Raw genomic sequence first — 19039 nt, forward strand, 5'->3', positions numbered from 1 at the left:
GTTACGGAAAATTTATCACAAAGGCCCGATCCTGTCATGGTCCTTTTCCCGGCAGGCGTCAGTCGAACAGGAGCCGGGGAATCCATAAGGTCAAGGGAGACCAGAAGGTGATGAGGACAAGGTCCACCAAGAGAATCACAAGGAAGGGCACGATTTTTTGCACCAACGATTCCAGGCGGCAGTCGGCAATGGTGCAGGACACGATCAGGCAGATCCCCAACGGGGGCGTCAACATGCCGATGGCCAGGTTCACCACCACGATGGCCCCCAGCTGGATCAAATCAATGCCCAGGCTGGGCAGCAGGGGCATCAGCACCGGCACCAGAAGGATCAAGGACGCGGTGGTTTCCACAAAGGTCCCCGCCACCAGCAGCACCAGGTTCAGGAGAATCAACAGGGCCACGGGATTGGTGGTGACGGAAAGGAGCGTCTTCGCCAACTGAGCGGGGATGTCTTCGATGGCCATGAACCAACTGAAGATGGAGGCGGCGGCGATGATGAACAAGATGAGGCTGGAGGTGAGGGTGGATCGAATGAAAAGCGAGGGCAGATCCCGCCAGCGCAACTGGCGATGGATGAAAAGGCCCACAAACAGAGCATAAAGGGTGGCCACGGCGGCCGATTCCGTGGCCGTGAAGACACCGCCCAAAATGCCGCCCAAAATGATCACGGGAGCCCCCAAGGCCCATTTGGCGTCCCATAAACGGCGCAACAACCGGGATGCGGAAAAGCCTTCCATCGTACCGTAACGCCGGCGGATGGAGACGATGGTGGACACTGCGATCAGGCTCGCTCCCATGAGAAACCCCGGCAAAATCCCCGCCGCAAACAGCTTACCAATGCTTGCCCCGGTGAGAAAGCCGAAGATGATCATGGGGATGCTGGGCGGGATGATCACCCCGATGGATCCGCCCGCCGCCTGCACCGCGCCGGCAAAGCCCTTGTCGTAGCCACGCCGGATCATGGACGGGATGAGAATGGTTCCCACCGCCGCCGTGTCGGCGGCGGCCGAGCCGCTGATGCCGGCGAAAAACATGGCGGAGACCACGGAAACCGCCGCCAGCCCTCCTGGGAGCCAGCCCACCAGGGCTTCCGCCAAGGAGACCACACGCCGCGAGATCCCTCCCACCTCCATCAGGGCTCCGGCGATCATGAAGAGAGGGACGGCCATGAGCGGAAAGGAGTCCACCCCCGCATAGAGGCGCTGGATGACCATCATGAGCGGGAAGCCCCCGTGGACCATCAGGGCGGCCAGAGACCCCAGGCCGATGGCCAGTGCGATGGGCGTGTTCAACGCAAAGAGCAACGCCATGATGCCAAAAAGAAGGACTGCCATCATGATCCCAGGTGACTCACTTTCTCACGGCTTGGAGCAACTGACTCAAGGCGTGGACACTGAAGATCAAGCCGCTCAGGGGAATGACCGCATAGGCAAGCCCCATGGGAATACCCAAAGCCGCCGTCTTCTGACCCGCGATGAAACCCATGAATTGGATGCCATAGAAGACCAGCACGAAAAAGAAGATGAGAGAAAGGGCCAGCACCACCAGTTCCGCCGCCTTTTCCGCTGGAGGCGGAAGCCGGCGGACCACCAGATCGATCCCCACGTGGGCCTTTCGTTTGTAGGCCGCCGTGGCGCCCAGGAAGGTGATCCACACCAGCAGCATGCGTCCCACCTCCTCCGACCAGAACAGAGAGTGGTTCAGCACATATCGGCAGAAGACCTGAACGCCGGTGATGATGGCCATGGAAAACCCGAAGACAAAAAGGGAGCCTTCCACGAGGCCGTTGAGGCGCTCACTCAACCAAAACACCCATTGCATCGGTCACACCCGTTGTGGTGAAAGAGATCGGAAGCCCTCGGCGGCAGCCACAGGGAATCGAGGGACCCCGCGGCACATGCCAAGATCCGCCTTGAACCTGTGTGGAGATGGCACGGCACGGCGCCCGTCCCCATCCCCTCGTGCCGCCGGCCCTCTTGCGCCGTCACGTTCCGAACCCATGCTCCTTCCCATCGGAAGACGCAACGGAAGGGGGTTCCTTGGCTTTGCCCAACGCCTTGGACCCCCCAAGCGTCGGAAGGGGCAAAAGAGAGGGACCTCAAGCGCCTACTGACCCCGGATGTGACTCACCGCCTCCATGAAGGTCTGCAGCATGGCCTGGATGTCCTTTCCGCTGTAGATGTCCAGATTCCGGATGTCCGCCACCTTGGCTCGGAAAGTGGCCAGATCCGGATGTTCATCCACGACCATGCCGGCGGCCTTGAGCTTGCTTAAGAAATCCGCCTCGTTGTCCCGATTCCATTTTCGCTGATAAACGGCGGCTTCCTGCATGCACCGCTGGATCAGCTCCCGATCCTTGGGCGGAAGTCCGTTGAACCAATCCAGGTTGGCCACGTCGATGTGGGCCGAATAGACGTGCCCTGTGAGGGAGAGGTATTTTTGGACCTCGTAGAGCTTGTAGGTCCAGATGACCCAGAGCGGGTTTTCCTGGGCGTCGATGGTACCTTGTTGCAGCTCCGTGTAGATGGGCCAGCCCATGGGAGTGGGGTTGGCGCCCAGCAGCCGCCAGAGTTCCTTGTGGAGCGCCGATTCCATCACGCGAATCTTGATCCCCTTCACATCGTCCACCGTGTGGACCGGTCGCACATTGTTGGTCAGATGGCGGAAGCCGTTTTCAGAAAAGGCAAGTCCCTTGAACCGGGCCTTTTCCAGGGCCTTGAGCAGCTTCCGGCCGGCCGGACCGTCCAGAATCTGGTCCACCTCCTGGGCATTGGCGAAAAGAAACGGGTAGTTGATCACGCGCACTTCCGGAACAAACACGTCGAAGGGGCCGGCCGTGATCACGCCCATCTGGACCGTGTTCATTTGGATTTGCTGAAGAATCTGGGTTTCGGTTCCCAGGGAGGCGCTGTGGTAGATCTTGACCTGGTAATCAGAGCGCGCCTCCAGGAGCTCCTTGAACTTTTCTGCGCAGACGTTTTGAGCCGATCCCGGCTTGGTCACCACGCCCAGCTTGATGGTCGATCCCGCCCAGGCCTGGGGCAGTCCGAAGACCAACAATCCCACACACAAGAGCACCAGCCGCTTCGCCCAGATCTTCATGCTCCACTCCTTTTCCCTGAAAAAGCACCGTTTCAGGGGTTCCGGCAGGTACGGCTAGTCACGCCAAAACCCCCACTGCCTGAGGTACGAGACGGCCGCTTCCACCACCTCCGCGGCCTCCCGCTCCGCCGAAGAAACGTGAACCGTGACGGCTCCGCTGTAGCCCGTCTCTTGGACACACCGCAAGAACCGGACAACATCCATGGCTCCTTCTCCCAACGGAAGGTGTCGGTGCTTGCGGTCCTCGCCCCCATCGGACAGATGGATATGAACCACGTGTTCCCGAAGCCTCTCGAACGCCTCACAGGGATCTTCTCCCTCGCACCAGGCGTGCACCGGATCGAAATCCACCCCCAGGGCATCCAAGTCGCTCAGTTCTTCCATGAGCTTCTTGAGCTGCGTACTGGACCGGATCAGGCTTTCCGGCTCACATTGAACCAATAGCCGAACTTTCAGTTTGACGGCCAAGGGAAGCACGCGATGCATGTTGGCCACAAACAGCCGCCAGGCTTCCTTCTCGTTCATGGACTCGGGAATCGGGCCGCCGCCGTTGGTGGTCACGCTGGGTATCCCCAGGGCCGCCGCCAGCCGGAGGCTGTCCAGAGTGTAGCGGATCCGCAACTCCCTTTGCTTCCAGTCTTCTTCAATCCAGGCAGGACGCACGCCGTCACCCAGGGCACTCACGGAACAGGCGTTGAGATTCACCACCTTCATCTTGCGATCTTCCAGGCACTGGGACAGTTCATCGATCCGAGACGCCTGAAAGTCTTGAGGAAACAAGTGGGGGCGGTCCGCCAACAGTTCCACGGCACGGAAACCGCCCTCGGCGATGGCATTCACCGCTTCCCGAAGGCTCCGAAGTCTGAAGGAAGCCGCACTATAAGCAAATTCCATGGTCTTCTCCCATCAACAGTGTTGGTCGCCCGGACGTTTGGATCAGGCGGTTCGTCGTCAGGTAGATCGTCCGAGCCACGGCGTCGGGGGCCAGGTCGTCATGGTATGTGCTCCACAAGCGCAAAGAGGAGACTCCTCTAAGCCTTTTCTCCGATGGTTGCTCTCCAGTCCAGCGCCGTTACCCCCTTCTCATACACGCAAACGGGATTGAGATCCAGTTCGGTGATGGCCGGCAGGTCGTGGAGCATCCAGGAAAGCCTGGCCACGCAATCCGCCAGTGATTCTTCATCCAGTACCGCTCGTCCCCTGGCGCCTCGCAGCAGGGCCGATCCCCGGCATTCTTTCAGCATGGCCCGCGCCTGCTCCGCCGTCACGGGCCCCACCCGCAGGGCCGTCTCCCGGAAGACCTCCACGTAGATGCCCCCCAAGCCGGTGACCACCACAGGGCCGAAGGCATCGTCCCGGCGGCCTCCCACCAGCCATTCCAGGCCCGGCTGGGCCATTTTCTGGACCAGAACACGGGGGCCCAACTCTTTCAATCGCCCATAGGCCCGGCCCACCTCCTCTTCCGTGCTCAGACTCAAGATCACCGCACCCTGGTCGCTCTTATGCACCACCTGCGGATTGGCCGTCTTGAGCGCCACCGGAAATCCCAACCGGCGGGCCGCTTCCACCGCCTCGTCCTCCCCCGACGCCACGGCCCAGGGCACCACGGGGATGCCGTAGCATTCCAGCAATTGCGCCAGAAGATCCGGCGCGGCCGGGCCGGCTTCGGCTGTCTTCAGAAGGCGTTCGGCCTCTTTTCGGCGGACCCCTTCCGGCGGCTCGGCAGCAAACACTTCCACGGGGCCTCTTTTGTGGTCCCGATTCCAGGCCAAGGCCTGTAGCGCATCCCGGGGGTCCTCAAAAATGGGGAAGCCCGCCGCCCTCTTGTTCAAGGCCAGCTCTTCGTGCATGGTGAAGACGCACACGGCGATGGGCTTGCCGGCTTTGTGCATGATCCGCCCCAGTTCCGGGATGAGCTTTCGGCAGGGATCGGCGTCAAAGATCCCCTGATAGTTGAGGATGAAAAGAACGCCGTCCACGTCTTCCCGTTGAATGCTTTCCGCCACCAGGGCCTTGTAAAGCTCCAGATCGAACACATCGCCCAGATCCATGGGGTTGTGGAACTGGATCACCCCCGCACGGGCATGGCGCTCCGCCGCCTCGACCAGCTCCTTGGGAAAGGGAGGAAGCACAAAGCCCAGTTCATCGGCCGCATCCGCCGCCATCACCGCATGTCCTCCGGACCGGGAGATGACCGCCAAGCGCGCACCCTTCATGGGAGGCAGTGAAAATCCCTTGATGGCGCGAAGGGCTTCGGTTTGGTCCCAAACCCGCAAAATGCCGCTTTGACGCAATGCGGCATCCACCACCGCATCGTCGGCGGCAAGCGAGGCCGAATGGGACCTGGCGATGATGGATCCCGAACCGCCCCGGTTGGACTTGTGCACCACAATCGGTTTGGCGGATGACGCGGCAATCTCCATGAGTCGGCGCCCATCGGCGATGCCTTCCAGGTAGGCAAAGACAACGCGGGTCTGATCGTCTTGTACCAGGTAGTCCAGGACATCGTTCTCGTCCACATCCAGTTTATTGCCGATGCTGGCAAACTTGGAAAACCCCAGGTTTTCGGCGGCACAGTTGTTGATCGCCATGGCCCCCACCCCACCGCTTTGGGAGACGATCCCCACCGAACCGGGATCCGTTTCCGGGCGCATGGGCATGAAGGGGACGGCCAACCCCGTGTGCCGGTTGATCACGCCGATGCAGTTGGGGCCGATCATGCGCATCCCGTATTGGGACAAGGCGGCCTGAATCTCCTGCTCCAATCCCCGACGGTCGTCCCCCAGCTCACGGAATCCCGCCGATTCCACCACCACCCGCTTGACACCCTTCTGCCCACATTGGCGGATCACCTCCGGCACCGCCCGTGCCGGCACCAAAACGGCCGCCAGATCCACGGGATCGGGCACATCCAGGATACTCGGATAAATCTTGTGGCCCAGAAAGACCCCTCCCTTGGGCCCCACCAGATGGATCAGCCCCTGGTACTGAAACTGCATCAAGCTATAGACAATGGCTCTGCCCAGATTTGTCGGTGAACTGGAAACCCCGATAACGGCCACACTCGCTGCATCGAAAAAGAGATCCATCCGTCCCCTCCGTCTTACCGAACTCCGATTCCAAGGCGATCCCCTTGAGGGCTTCTCGTCCGACCGCCCATTCAGTTTTCCAAAACTTGCCACAACTTCCAGCCAGCGTGAAGTTTTATATGAGAACGGAAAAGAAAGGACATTGTTTGCAGTCATCTGGCAAAGACCGGGCTGACACCCTGGAGCGGAGCTTCCCTGGTCGATCGCTTGGAACTGCTGGGTCTCGGGGAAAGGATGAGGAAGCGCCACAAGGATCTGAAGCTCCTGGGAAGCAAAGACTGGAAGGAGCGACTGCCTCTCGTCGGCTTCGGCAAGAAAAGAATCATGGAATTGGGATCAGAAGTCAGAGGATCGGCGGCGATACGTGCATCACCGTCAGGCCGTCAGAGACGATCGCGCAAGGAAGCTGTCGGATACGGACAACTTGGTTCGTTTTCATGCGGACCGAGCGGTTTGGGACGGCCATGACGACGCGTCCTGCCAGCATGAGAGTGAACAGGCTTTGCAGCTCGAAAGGGGTCTGACCCGCCGGATCGCCCCTACAGAAAGCGTACGAAGAGATGTCTCGTTTGCAGAAGCACCTTTTCGGACAAGCCGCCGGGACCGCTCTCTTTGGAACTGGGCCGCATTGGCGGAGTGGGCCTCAACGGACGGGCCGCCCGTCATGTGCCTGGTGTGGATCAGGAGAGGCGAGCACAAGGTGCCTGAGTCCGCTAGCGCAGGCAGGAATGCTACCGGGCATCCCGTGCCATTCCAGATCGCACGGGCCGCTCGCTTAGTCCGTCAGGTCCCCACCCTTTGGAGGACCGTGCGAAGTCGCCTGCCCGGCAGGGGGCAGTACCCCCTGCACGGCGTTCAGGAGCTCGTCAGGGGTGAAGGGTTTGGGCAATACCAAGGCGGCCCCTTCTTTGGCGGCGGCGTCCAGCGTGTCTTGCGTGGCGTAGCCAGTCATCAGGATCACGGGAAAAGGCTCCGGCCTTCGCCGCACCCGCCGTAAAAACTCCATGCCGTCCATCCCGGGCATCTTCACGTCCACCAGCGCCAGATCATAGCGCTCTTTCTCGATCAACGAAAAGGCATCCTGAGCGCTGGCCGCCAGCACCGCTTCCATTCCTTCCGCATCGAAGACTACCCGGCAACTTCCGAGTACGAAAGGATCATCATCAACCACGAGAATCTTTCCAGTCATTGTCATCATCACCCAATGGCAACCAAATGGTGAACTCCGTTCCTTGGCCGAGCTCACTGCGTACCCGCATCATGCCCCCATGCCGGGCCACGATTCCATAGGCCACAGCCAAGCCCAAACCTGTCCCTTTGCCCACTTCCTTCGTGGTGAAAAAAGGCTCGAACACCTTTTCTAAATCTTCCGGCGGTACGCCACAGCCGGTATCCTCGACGGCGATTTCCACACCCCGGCGACTGTCCCCTTCCTTGGTGGCCGAGAGCGCCAGCCGACTCTTAACCGTAATGGACCCTCCCGGATCCGTGGCATCCAAGGCATTGATGACCAGGTTCAGCAGAACGCTCTTTAACTGCTCTGCATCCACGCTCACCTTGGGCAGGTTCGCCCCTTCCCGGAATTCCAGGGCAATCCCCTTGATCAGGGCCTGATTCGCCACAAGTGGCAGGGTCTGGCGAACCATTGCATTGATGTCCGTGGGCTGGGTCTTCAGCCGCGTCTGCCGGGAAAAATCCAACAAGCCCCTGACAATCCGACGCACCCTTTCGGTGGCGTCCACGATCACCTTGAGCTGCTCCCGCACATCCTCGCCCAGATCCTCCCGGCGGAGCAACATGTGCGCGAAGGTGAGCACTCCCGTGAGGGGGTTGTTCACCTCATGCGCCACCCCCGCAGCAAGTCGCCCCACGCTGGCCAGCCTTTGGGCCATCAGGAGCTTCGTTTCCGTCTCCTCCCTCTGCCGCCATTCTCTCTCTCGAATGGCCTGAAGCATATCCATAAACGTCTTCTGAAGGATACCGATTTCTCCCCCCGCCATGAAGCCCAACTTGGGATTCAGATTTCCTTTGGAAACTTCCACGGCCGCATGGCTCAGCCGGTAGATGGGCAGCATGATCTTCCATTCCAGAAAATACCCCAGACCAATGGCCGCGATCATTCCCACCCCACTCAAGACAGCAAAAAGGAGAAGGGCCCGATTACGAACGTCGGCGTAGGGCTTTTCCAAGACACCCACATAGAGCATCCCCACTCGATTCCCCAAAAGATCCACGATAGGTTCGTAGCACGTGATGTACCAGTCGTTGACCACGAAAGCGGGATTGCGCCATCGCAGCCCTTTTCCCAGCACCTGCTCCGCCACCTCCGGGGAAACGCGCGTGCCGATGGCCCGCGCACCGTTTTGGTCCATCACGTTTGTGGCGATGCGGATGTCTTTGTAGAAGATGGTGGCCGTCCCTGCCTTTTTGCCTTGGTAGGTCTCGTCTCGAAACAGGGTGTCGCGCACCGTGTCCACAATGTCCGGACTCTTGTTGAGGATCTTAAGGCCGAAAAGCACCCCGACCAATCGATTTCCCTCCATCACTGGAACCGCGGCCGAAAGGGTCATGGCGTCTTCTACGCGCTGATCCCCCTTGGGAGACCCATCTGGATTTCGCACCGGGATGCGGGCCCGATCCACCAGATCCGGATCCAGGCGGGCCAGATAGGACCGGGGAAGAACCATGGTTCCCTTGACCACACGATGCGAACGCATGGACATCTGCGCAGCCGCAATGGGCTCAAGCCCAGCCAGCGTCCCCCCCACATCATCCACCGAAACGGCCAGGGTGCGCCCGTCGCCGCCCACGACCCCGACCAGGTCAAGCCTTCCGGCATCCGCCACATGGCGTACGATGGAATGGAGCGCGGCCGCGTCTCCGGAGGTCAAGGCTTTGCGAAAATCGTCTCCATGGGCGGCCACGGTGAGGGCCACCGCCACGTGTTCCGACCAGTCATCGTAGATCTGCCTAGCTGCATTCAGGTCCTGGATGATACGGGTTTTGGCTTCCTGCAAGAAAGTGTTGTAGAGAAGCCGCCCGCCAACCAGAAAAGGAACACCGCCGATGAGAAAGGAAAACCCCAGAAAGCTGGCGATCAGTTTGGTTCGTGTCGTATTGTAGAAAGGAAGCCTCTTGGTAATATCCATATTCATCGGCCTCTCCAGGCAAGAATCACGTCTAGACTCTCCAGTTCCCCACTGAAAGAAGCGCACAGTCCCATGGATCGGATGGCCTGGGGGCTTTCTGGCACCCTGCACTCCCTCCCGCCCGTTACGCTTCTCGGCTACCGAGCGCTGTCATACCAGAAACCCGGTTTTCCGAAAAACCATTAAGTGTTAGCATGTGTCGTCTATTGCGGAAAAACACACCTCATGCAGGAAGAGATGACGATGACGAGCGAATTCAACGCCCCTGTGGACCAGAAAGCCTACGACTTGGCATGCCGTCTGGGCAATGCCCACGCGTCGGTGAGAAAAATAGCCCATGAAATCAACAACGCTCTCACCGGCGTGGTAACTTTTTCCAAGATTCTCTCTCGCCTGGTGTGCCAGGACCCGTTTCCGGCCCACCGCATCGAAGACATTCGACAGGACACGGCCCACCTGGAAAGGGCCGCTGATCGAAGCGCCCAGTTGGCTAAAGCCTTCCTTCGATTTTCCCACCGAGGCCCCGTGCGGATCCGGATCCTGGACCCCTTGCAGACAGCAATCGAGGCGGCGCGAAACCTGGTGGAAACCAGAAGGGCCGAAAACATCCGCATCCTCATTCGGGAACACAATGAGCCTTGTCTCGTCTACGCCTGCCCAGATCGGATCCGCGATGCCCTCAACTACGTGATCGAAAACGCCCTGGACGCCATGCCCCACGGCGGAACCCTCACCATTGAACCCCTGCAAGCCCAAGAAGGCCGATGGATAGGCGTGGCGGTAACCGACACCGGTCCCGGCATTCCCCCCGAACACGCCGATGCCGTGTTTGAACCTTTCTTCAGCACCAAGCAGCCGGAAAATGGAAAAGGGCTGGGGCTGGGACTCTTTTTCGCCCGCACCATCATCGAGCAGCACGGAGGCCATCTTCGCATAGAGCGCTGCGAGGCCGGCGGCACTCGAATGGCTATCCTACTGCCAGAAGTGAAGGCCGGCCCTTCCGGAACTCGTTAAGACCACACCCGTACGAGGATCATGGAGGAAACATGGCCGCAAATGCGCGTATTCTCGTGGTGGATGACGACGAGCTGGTTCGCTTGTCCCTGAGCAACTGGCTCAAAGAGGAAAACTACGTCGTCGACACGGCGGCGGACGCATCCTCAGCCATCCAAGCCTTCCAGGACCAAAGCTGGGACATCGTGCTCTTGGACCTGCGCATCCCCGACGGTGACGGGATTGAGGTGCTGCGCCAGATCAAGAAGATCGCCCCCCAGACCGTCGTCATCATCATGACGGGATTTGCCTCCATCGAAAGTTCCGTATCGGCCATGAAGGAAGGGGCCTACGACTATGTGGTCAAGCCCCTCGACGTGGAACAGCTCACCCGGATGCTTCGCACCGTTGTTCAGCAACGCCGATCTCTATCGGGGGAACCGAAAATCCCGGAACGCTTCCCGGATCGGTTCACCCTGGAAAACCTAATAGGCAAGAGCGCCACCATGCAACGGATCTTCGAAATGATCCGCCGCGTGGCCGAAACAAACGCCACCGTGCTGATCACGGGCGAGACGGGAACAGGCAAGGAACTGGTGGCTCGGGCCATTCACGCCAGAAGTCTGCGGCGTCATAATCCGTTTGTGCCCGTCAGCTGTGCGGCCTTGCCCGAAAGCCTCCTTGAAAGCGAACTGTTCGGCTACGAAAAGGGAGCCTTCACCGGTGCGAACAAGATGAAAAAGGGCCGCTTCGAACTGGCCGACGGTGGAACCCTCTTTCTGGACGAGGTGGGCGAAATCAACCGTAGAACCCAGGTAAAACTCCTCCGAGTGCTCCAGGAAAGGGAGTTGACTCGACTGGGAGGTACGGAGCGCATTGACGTCGATGTGAGGGTCATTTCGGCCACCAATCGCAACCTTCCCAAAGCCGTGGAGATGGGCCTCTTTCGAAGCGACCTCTATTATCGGCTCAACGTGGTCACCCTCCATGTACCTCCCCTGCGGGAAAGAAAAGAGGATATCCCCTTGCTGGCCGCCCATTTCATGCGCAAATACAGCCTGGAATGTAACAAGATCTTCGACCGCATCAGCCCGCAGGCCATGGAGCGGCTGATCCGCTACGACTGGCCCGGCAACATCCGGGAATTGGAAAACGTCATCGAAAGAGCCGTGGTCATCCACAGCGGACCGGCCATCCAGCCGGGGCATTTGCCCTTTCAGATGGAGGCCGCAATCTCGGCGGAGGATTTGAGCCAGCACGAAGAGTCCGAACCCACCAGCCTCAAAGAAGTGGAAAAACGTCACATCCTGAAGATGCTGGACCGGTTCGACTGGAACGTGTCCAAGACCGCCCGGGCCCTGGAAATCGATCGGACCACGCTGCACAAAAAGATGAAACGATACGGCTTTCGAAAGACCAAGACCCTCTCATGAAAAGGCCATCGTCCCATCCCTGGATGGCCCTGATCCCCTTGGGCCATGTGGACCCGAAACACCTGGAGGCCGTGGCTCGAACCCTTGTGCACACCTTCCGCATGGAAACCCGGCAGATGAGCCCGTGGCCCCTGCCCCCGGAAGGGTTTGATTCCGCCCGAACCCAGTACAATTCCCGCCGCATCCTCACCCTGCTGGAAGATAAGGCTCCCTCGGGCCCCGTGAAGGTTCTGGCCGTTACGGCGATGAGACTTTTCAGCCCCATCTTTTCCCACGTCTTCGGAGAAGCCCAGCTGGGAGGACGTTGTGCCGTGATTTCCTGTCACCCATTGCTACCGCCGGAAGGCCTCCACCGGGAACGACGCCGCCTCGTGGTGGATCGCCTGACCAAGGAGGCCGTCCACGAAATGGGGCACTGTTTCGGGCTGCACCACTGCCTGGATCCCCTGTGCGCCATGCGGCTGTGCCTCACCCTGGAAGAAATCGATACAAGACGTCCCTCCTTCTGCCCCGCTTGCGCACAGCTGCTCCAAGAAAGCCTCGCAAAACACCTGTCCTCCCCCGATTGACGCCCTCCCCCGTCAGGGCGAGTCCTCATCGTCGGACGACGCCTCGAGAGTCTCCCGTCTTCCGGCGGCCCAATCGAAGCAATCGGGAAGTCCCCCCGAGCCGTCATCAAACAACATCTCGGAGCGGCACCGTTCGCAGTAGCGTTCCGTTGTCTCTTTTCCACATCGGGCGCATTGACCCATCCCTTCCTCCTCCTTATCCAGAAATACCCCGCCTATGCTACGAAACCACCTGCCGAATCACAAGCGTCTTTCCGTCCCCCCCGTTCCTCGGTACCGTCCGTCGGGCCGGGAACGATCTTCCCACTGCCCAGACCCGATCCTCCCAATTCCCGTCCGTCGTCGAAAGGAAGGATTTTTTCACACCCTGTGGCTTTTTACCACTTCTTGGGCACACGCCGATTCTCGGGGCTGTTGCGCCGCCACCCGGCCCCATCCGTTGCCTTTTACCACACACGGGCTCCTTCGCAGCATCTCACGAAGGGTCCACCACTAAACCGATAATGCCTTCTATTTCCATTGGATACGCATTCATTTCCTGTTCGGCACGTTCATTGCTCTGCCCAAGGGGCGACGCAACAAACCACAACGCCGAAGACACCCACAGGGAGGAAGCTACGATGGGGACGGCCAGACAGACAACAGCAGAAAAAAGACCGTGCATTTGGATGGATGCCGGCCTGGTGGCTCGAAAGTATTGCAACAACCACTACGATTGCCATTCGTGCGCCTTCGACAAGGCCATGGCTCGAAAAGCCCAGTCGTCCTCCAATACCAACAGGGATCCTGCGGGAGAGACTCGGACGGAAAGGATCCTGTGGCCTCAGCGGATGCAAGAGAAAACGTGGGGGCAGCGTCGATGCCGACACACCTTGAGCGGGCGCAGCACATGGAGGTTGTGCCCTTACAACTACGAGTGCTTTCGCTGTCCCTACGATCAGATGCTTGAAGATGCCTTAGAAGTGGCGGTGCCGGCGCCCACCGGGAGTGTGGAGGGGGTGGAAGGCTACGCCGTGGCCTTGGATCGTTTCTACCACGTGGGCCACACGTGGGTTCGCGTGGAAGATGGAGGCCGGGTGCGGGTCGGCCTGGACGATTTCGCCTACCGCGTTTTTGGAACGCCGGATTGTTTCAACCTGCCGTTGACCGGCGAAAGTCTCCGCGCTTCGCATGCGGGCTTCCAGTTTCGGCGGGGAAGCGACCAGGCGGACGTTTTGGCCCCGATCACTGGAACGGTCCGAGCGCTCAATACCCGAGCCGCCGAGAAGCCTTTTGCCGCGAGAAGGGATCCCTACGGCGATGGTTGGCTCATGGTGGTAGAGCCGGACAACGTGAGAAAAGACGCCAAGACACTCAAGGACGGCGACGGGGTTCTGGGTTGGATCCAACAAGAACATGAAATGCTTCTGCAGCTGTTGAATCCCGGCGCGCCAACCTACCCGGACGGCGGCGCCGTGAACGACGTGGTTGGCCACTGCACCGGTGTTTCCTGGAAAGATCTTCAAAGCGCCTTTTTACGGACCTGAACGCAGCCGCCCATTGAAGTGGGCTTATTTGAAGGAGGTTCACCATGTCAATTGTAAGCGCTCTTGTGATTGATGATGAAAAGGTCGTCTGTGATTCCGTATCAGCGATTTTGGCTGAGGGGAATTTCAAAGTGGACGTCTCCCTGAACAGCCGGGAAGGCCTGGAAAAGGCGCTCCGGGACAACTACGACGTGATCCTGACCGATATCATGATGCCGGAAATCGATGGCATGGACGTGCTGCGGGACATCAAATCCTCCAAGCCCCATGTACCGGTGCTGATGATCACCGGTTACGGTTCCGTTCAGTCCGCGGTGGAAGCCATGAGGCTCGGCGCGGCCGACTACATCGAAAAGCCGTTCGACCCCGAACAGCTCCTGGGCGCAGTACAAGCGGTCCTCGGGCGAAGGGACCTTCCCGCGGCACAAGCCACCCAAGCCGTTCGGCAAAGCACCCCGGGTATGGATGCACAGGAGGAGACGCTGGTTCATCGGGATGCGATCCTGCGCGTTCTGGAAAGGGCGGTCCAAGATCCGGACTTCAACGCCGCGCTGCTCTACGGGCAGTCCCGTGCTCTAGACGGCTACGAGTTGAATGCAGCGGAAAGATACGCTCTTGTCACGGGGGACCTGCACTGGCTTCAGGAGCAACTCGGCTTCTTGGACACCCATCATTACAACTGGCTCATGACTCGTCTCGGCGCAGAAATCTGGTAAGCGAGGACTACCCGATGAAAACTGAAAAGATGCACGGCACCGCCAAGACCGAGGGAACGGTCTTGGTTGTCGGGGGGGGTATCGCCGGGATTCAGGCGTCTCTCGACCTGGCCAACTCCGGCTATTTGGTTCATCTGGTGGAAAAGGAACCGGCCATCGGTGGAGCTATGGCCCAGCTGGACAAGACCTTCCCGACCAACGACTGCTCCATGTGAATTCTCTCACCCAAACTGGTCGAGGTCGGCCGGCACGTCAACATTGAGCTCCACACGTCATCCGAACTACTTCACCTGGAAGGCGAAGAAGGCGCCTTTACCGCCACCGTGCGCACACAGCCCCGTTATGTGGATGTGGAACGGTGCACCGGCTGCGGGGACTGCGCTCAGGTCTGTCCCGTATCCCTGCCGGATCGTTTCGAACAGGGCCTGGGCACCCACAAGGCCATCCACAAACACTACGCCCAAGCCATACCGGGCGCCTACGCCATTGAAAAACTGGATCGATCGCCGTGCACCAGCGCCTGTCCCGGCATGGTGAACGCCCACGCCTACGTGGCCCTGACCGCCATAGGCCGCTACAAGGAAGCCTTGGAGGTCATCTACCGCACCCTGCCCTTTCCCGGAGTCATTTCCCGGATATGCCCCCATCCCTGCGAAAGCGCATGTCGGCGAAAAGATGTGGATGAGCCCATCGCCATCTGCGACCTCAAACGTTTCATCGCCGACACGGTGGACCTTTCCGATCTGCACGTCACCACCGGTCCCAAGAGGAACCAGAAGGTGGCGGTGGTGGGAGGAGGGCCTGCGGGGCTCTCGGCGGCCTACTTTCTTGCCCGGCATGGATTTTCCGTCACCATTTTCGAAGCCGAAGAGGAAGTGGGCGGCATGCTGCGGTATGTCATTCCCGACTACGTCCTGCCCAAGGACGTCCTGGATAGGGAAGTCGGTTTCTTGAAAAGACTGGGCGTGGAGATGCGTTGCAGAACAGCTCTGGGCCGTGACGTCACCATCGACGGCCTTTTGGCCCAGGGGTATGCGGCCGTTTTCGTCGCCACGGGAGCGCCCAAGGGCATACCGCTGCAGATTCCCGGCGAAGACGCCAACGGGGTGATGCAGGGAGTCGACTTCCTCAGGAGGGTCCAGCAAGGCACTCTGGACGAGGTGCCGACCAAGGTCGCGGTGGTGGGAGGCGACGACACGGCCTTCTACGCCGCCCGGTCCGCTCGGCGGTTAGGAGCCGAGGAGGTGATCGTCATCTACTCGCGTGACCTGGATCAACTCCCGGCTCGACCGGAAAACTACCGGGAAGCCGTGGAAGAAGGCGTTCGTGTGCTGACAAGGGTTTCTCCCGTGGAGGTCGTGGAAGAATCGGGACAGGCACGGGGTCTGAGATGTGTGCGCACGACGCTCAAGGAAGCGGACACAAGCGGACGCCGACGTCCCGTTCCCGAGGCGGGAAGCGACATTTTCATCGAAGCCCCGCTCATTATCGCCGCCTTGGGCCGCACGCCGGATACGGCCGGTCTGTCTGAAGCGGAAAGCCTTCCCACTGAGCGTTTCGCCACCCTTCAGGTGGACCCCGTGACCTTTGAGACGCCGCGCCCGGGCGTATTCGCCGGCGGAGAGGTCTGCAGCGGCCCATGGGTGGCCATCGGCGCTGTGGCCGCCGGAAGGGAAGCCGCCGAATCGATCCGGCGCTACGTGGACGGCGAAGACCTTCGAGCCGATCGGGAAAGCCTGGAACCCCTTCGCCGGCATTTCATGCCCATCCCGGAAAACGAAACGCCGAGGCCTCGGGCGACGATGCCCCGACGGGATCCATCCGAACGGATCACCAATTTCCGGGAGGTGAACCTGGGCTTGTCCGAAATGCAGGCGAGAAGCGAAGCAAAAAAGTGTCTCAACTGCATGGGATGCTGCGAATGTTTGGCGTGCGTCGAGGCGTGTCGAGCTGAAGCCGTCCGTCACGATGAGCGGCCCCAAGAGGTCCGCCTGGAGGTGGGCAGCGTCATTCTGGCGCCGGGTTTCCGGTCTGTGGATCCGTCGCGCTACGACACCTACGCCTATGCGGATCACCCCAATGTGATCACGGCCCTGGAGTTCGAACGGATCCTTTCGGCCACAGGTCCGTTTCAGGGTCATCTGGTGCGTCCCTCCGACCATAAGGAACCGCGCCGCATTGCCTGGCTCCAGTGCGTCGGATCGCGCGACATGCACCATTGCGACAACGGCTATTGCTCGGCAGTTTGTTGTATGTACGCAGTGAAGGAAGCCGTGATTGCTCGGGAACACAGCCCGTATCCGTTGGAAACGACCATCTTCTTCATGGACATGCGGACCTACGGGAAGGACTTCGAACGCTACTACGAAAAGGCCAAGGCCAGCGGGGTTCGCTTCGTTCGGTCGCGCATCCATTCCGTGGAACCGGTGGCCGGATCGGACGACCTGCGCCTGCGGTATGTGGACGGCGACGGCCGGATGCGGGAAGAGGACTACGACCTGGTGGTGCTGTCAACCGGGCTGGAATCCTCCGAAGAAACGGTGCGACTGGCCGAACGTCTCGGGATTTCCCTTTCACCGGGCCGTTTTGCCCAAACGCGAATCTTTGCTCCGGTCAGCACATCGCGACCGGGTGTATATGTCTGCGGGGCACTGTCCGGTCCTAAGGACATCCCTCAATCGGTCATGGAGGCGAGCGCGGCCGCCTGTGCCGCCACCGAAGCCCTTTGCGACGCGCGCTACAGTCGTACCCGCACCGTGGAATTGCCCGCTCCGAGGGATGTCACCGGTGAAAAACCACGAATCGGGGTTTTCATCTGCAACTGCGGTATCAACATCGGTGGTGTGGTTCGCGTCCCCGAGGTGGTGGCCTATGCCAAGGAGCTTCCCGGTGTGGTCTATGCCCAGGAGAACCTCTTTTCCTGCTCGCAGGATACTCAGGAAAAGATGGCCGAGATCATCGGCCGGGAAAAACTCAATCGTGTTGTCATTGCCGCATGCAGCCCTCGAACCCATGAGCCGCTCTTTCAGGAGACCCTGAGCGCAGCCGGGTTGAACCCGTACCTGCTGGAGATGGCCAACATCCGCAACCTGGACGCCTGGGTGCATGGCGACGATCCGGACGGGGCAACGCGCAAGGCCAAGGACATGGTGCGCATGGCCGTGGCTAAGGCCCTGCTGCTGGAACCCTTGGAACAGACCTCCCTGCCGGTGAGCAAGAAAGCGCTGGTGGTGGGTGGCGGCGTGGCCGGTATGACGGCCGCCCTTTCCTTGGCTCGTCACGGGTACCCCGTGGTCCTCGTGGAGAAATCGAAGCAACTGGGCGGACAGGCCAACCGACTCCACAAGACGGCTGCCGGAGACGATGTGGCCGATGCCCTCAACGAGCTTGTCGGGCAGGTGACAAACCATCCGCTGGTCACGGTCCACCTGGAAACGGAGATCCAATCCGTGGAAGGCTTTGTGGGCAACTTCCACACGTGCCTGGCGTGCGGTGAGACACGCCACGAGGTCGACCATGGGGTCACGATCATCGCCACCGGAGCCAAGGAATGGAAGCCGGACATCTACGGCTACGGTGCCCACCGGGCGGTCATGACGCACCTGGAACTGGACGAGCATTTGAAGAGCAACGATCAGGTGGTCGCCACGGCCCGAACGATCGTTTTCATTCAGTGCGTGGGTTCCCGGGACAGCACCCGTGCCTATTGTTCCAAGGTGTGCTGTACCCACACCATGGTGAGCGCACTGGAGTGCCGGAAGCGGAATCCCGACGCGGACATCTACGTGCTCTATCGCGACATCCGCACCTACGGGGAACGTGAAGCGCTCTATCGGGAAGCTCGGGCGCAGGGGATTGTCTTCATACGCTACAGCCCCGGATCTCCCCCCCGGGTAACCCCCGGCCCAGAACGGGTCGCCGTTACCTTCCGCGAACCAATCCTGGAGCGAGACTTGGCGTTGGAAGCCGACGTGGTGTGCCTGGCGAGCGCCATCGTTTCCCACCACAATAACGCCCTGGCCCAGCTATTCAAGGTGCCCATGGACAGCGACGGCTGGTTCCTGGAGGCTCACCAGAAACTTCGTCCCGTGGACTTCGCCACGGAAGGGGTGTTCGTCTGTGGTCTGGCCCACTATCCCAAACCGCTGGAAGAAAGCATCGCTCAGGCCAAGGCCGCCGCATCCCGGGCCATGACCGTCCTGGCCTCCCGCGCCATCCGGGTCGGCGGAGTGGTTTCAGTGGTGGATGCATCGCGCTGTTCGGGATGCATGGGCTGTGTGAACGTGTGCCCCTTTGGTGCCATCGGGTTCGACGAAGAAATGCGTGCGGCCCGGATCAACCCCGCGCTGTGCAAAGGGTGCGGCGCGTGTGCGGCGGTCTGCCCATCTGAGGCGATTGCGCTCAAAGGATTCACAAACCAGCAACTCTACGCGGTCATTAAGACCGCCTTAGCCTGACGA

At 60.3% G+C, this 19039-nt stretch carries 14 protein-coding genes; 6 read left to right on the forward strand and 8 right to left on the reverse strand.

What is annotated here, in order from left to right:
- Positions 1–58: 58 nt before the first annotated feature.
- The 7 genes from B9A12_RS02745 to B9A12_RS02775 all read right to left on the reverse strand — a co-directional run bounded on the left by B9A12_RS02745 (position 59) and on the right by B9A12_RS02775 (position 9348).
- On the reverse strand, positions 59–1339 hold the full coding sequence (locus tag B9A12_RS02745; RefSeq protein ID WP_084056031.1) for a TRAP transporter large permease: 1281 nt from the start codon (positions 1337–1339) through the stop codon (positions 59–61).
- Positions 1340–1352: 13 nt separating this feature from the next.
- Positions 1353–1823: a TRAP transporter small permease gene (locus tag B9A12_RS02750; RefSeq protein WP_084056033.1), complete on the reverse strand. Its 471-nt coding sequence runs from the start codon at positions 1821–1823 to the stop codon at positions 1353–1355.
- Positions 1824–2108: 285 nt separating this feature from the next.
- Complete coding sequence (locus B9A12_RS02755; RefSeq protein ID WP_084056035.1) at positions 2109–3104, reverse strand: TRAP transporter substrate-binding protein; 996 nt, start codon at positions 3102–3104, stop codon at positions 2109–2111.
- Between the two features lie 54 nt (positions 3105–3158).
- Positions 3159–3998, reverse strand: a complete 840-nt coding sequence (locus B9A12_RS02760) for a sugar phosphate isomerase/epimerase family protein (protein WP_084056036.1) — start codon at positions 3996–3998, stop codon at positions 3159–3161.
- A 137-nt stretch (positions 3999–4135) separates the two neighbouring features.
- Positions 4136–6193 (reverse strand): acetate--CoA ligase family protein, encoded by a 2058-nt coding sequence (locus B9A12_RS02765; RefSeq protein WP_170920291.1) that lies wholly within the window; start codon positions 6191–6193, stop codon positions 4136–4138.
- A 775-nt stretch (positions 6194–6968) separates the two neighbouring features.
- On the reverse strand, positions 6969–7364 hold the full coding sequence (locus tag B9A12_RS02770) for a response regulator (RefSeq protein WP_170920292.1): 396 nt from the start codon (positions 7362–7364) through the stop codon (positions 6969–6971).
- Positions 7357–9348 (reverse strand): cache domain-containing protein, encoded by a 1992-nt coding sequence (locus tag B9A12_RS02775; RefSeq protein WP_084056041.1) that lies wholly within the window; start codon positions 9346–9348, stop codon positions 7357–7359. The genes B9A12_RS02770 and B9A12_RS02775 overlap by 8 nt, the downstream gene beginning before the upstream one ends.
- 231 nt (positions 9349–9579) lie before the next feature.
- Between B9A12_RS02775 and B9A12_RS02780 the strand changes: the two genes are divergently transcribed.
- From B9A12_RS02780 to B9A12_RS02790, 3 genes are read left to right on the forward strand one after another with little or no spacing between them, the layout of a single operon-like run.
- Positions 9580–10356: a sensor histidine kinase gene (locus B9A12_RS02780; RefSeq protein ID WP_170920293.1), complete on the forward strand. Its 777-nt coding sequence runs from the start codon at positions 9580–9582 to the stop codon at positions 10354–10356.
- Between the two features lie 32 nt (positions 10357–10388).
- Positions 10389–11768: a sigma-54-dependent transcriptional regulator gene (locus B9A12_RS02785; protein WP_084056047.1), complete on the forward strand. Its 1380-nt coding sequence runs from the start codon at positions 10389–10391 to the stop codon at positions 11766–11768.
- Entirely contained in the window at positions 11765–12337 is a 573-nt protein-coding gene (locus B9A12_RS02790; RefSeq protein ID WP_084056049.1) for a hypothetical protein, read from the forward strand. The genes B9A12_RS02785 and B9A12_RS02790 overlap by 4 nt, the downstream gene beginning before the upstream one ends.
- A 12-nt stretch (positions 12338–12349) precedes the next feature.
- Here B9A12_RS02790 and B9A12_RS16875 read toward each other — a convergent pair whose 3' ends face one another.
- Complete coding sequence (locus B9A12_RS16875) at positions 12350–12520, reverse strand: hypothetical protein (RefSeq protein WP_170920294.1); 171 nt, start codon at positions 12518–12520, stop codon at positions 12350–12352.
- Positions 12521–13020: 500 nt separating this feature from the next.
- Between B9A12_RS16875 and B9A12_RS02795 the strand changes: the two genes are divergently transcribed.
- Genes B9A12_RS02795 through B9A12_RS17485 form a run of 3 tightly spaced genes read left to right on the forward strand, consistent with a single transcriptional unit; the run spans position 13021 to position 19036 of the window.
- Positions 13021–13863, forward strand: coding sequence for a glycine cleavage system protein H (locus B9A12_RS02795; RefSeq protein ID WP_212636808.1), 843 nt, complete (start codon positions 13021–13023; stop codon positions 13861–13863).
- 44 nt (positions 13864–13907) lie between these two features.
- Positions 13908–14579 carry a response regulator gene (locus tag B9A12_RS02800; RefSeq protein ID WP_084056054.1) on the forward strand — a complete coding sequence of 224 codons (672 nt, stop codon included), beginning with the start codon at positions 13908–13910 and terminating at the stop codon, positions 14577–14579.
- A 14-nt stretch (positions 14580–14593) separates the two neighbouring features.
- Positions 14594–19036 (forward strand): FAD-dependent oxidoreductase, encoded by a 4443-nt coding sequence (locus B9A12_RS17485; protein ID WP_084056057.1) that lies wholly within the window; start codon positions 14594–14596, stop codon positions 19034–19036.
- Positions 19037–19039 lie beyond the last annotated feature (3 nt).

The organism is Desulfacinum hydrothermale DSM 13146 (genome assembly GCF_900176285.1).
In the GTDB taxonomy this organism is placed as follows: domain Bacteria; phylum Desulfobacterota; class Syntrophobacteria; order Syntrophobacterales; family DSM-9756; genus Desulfacinum; species Desulfacinum hydrothermale.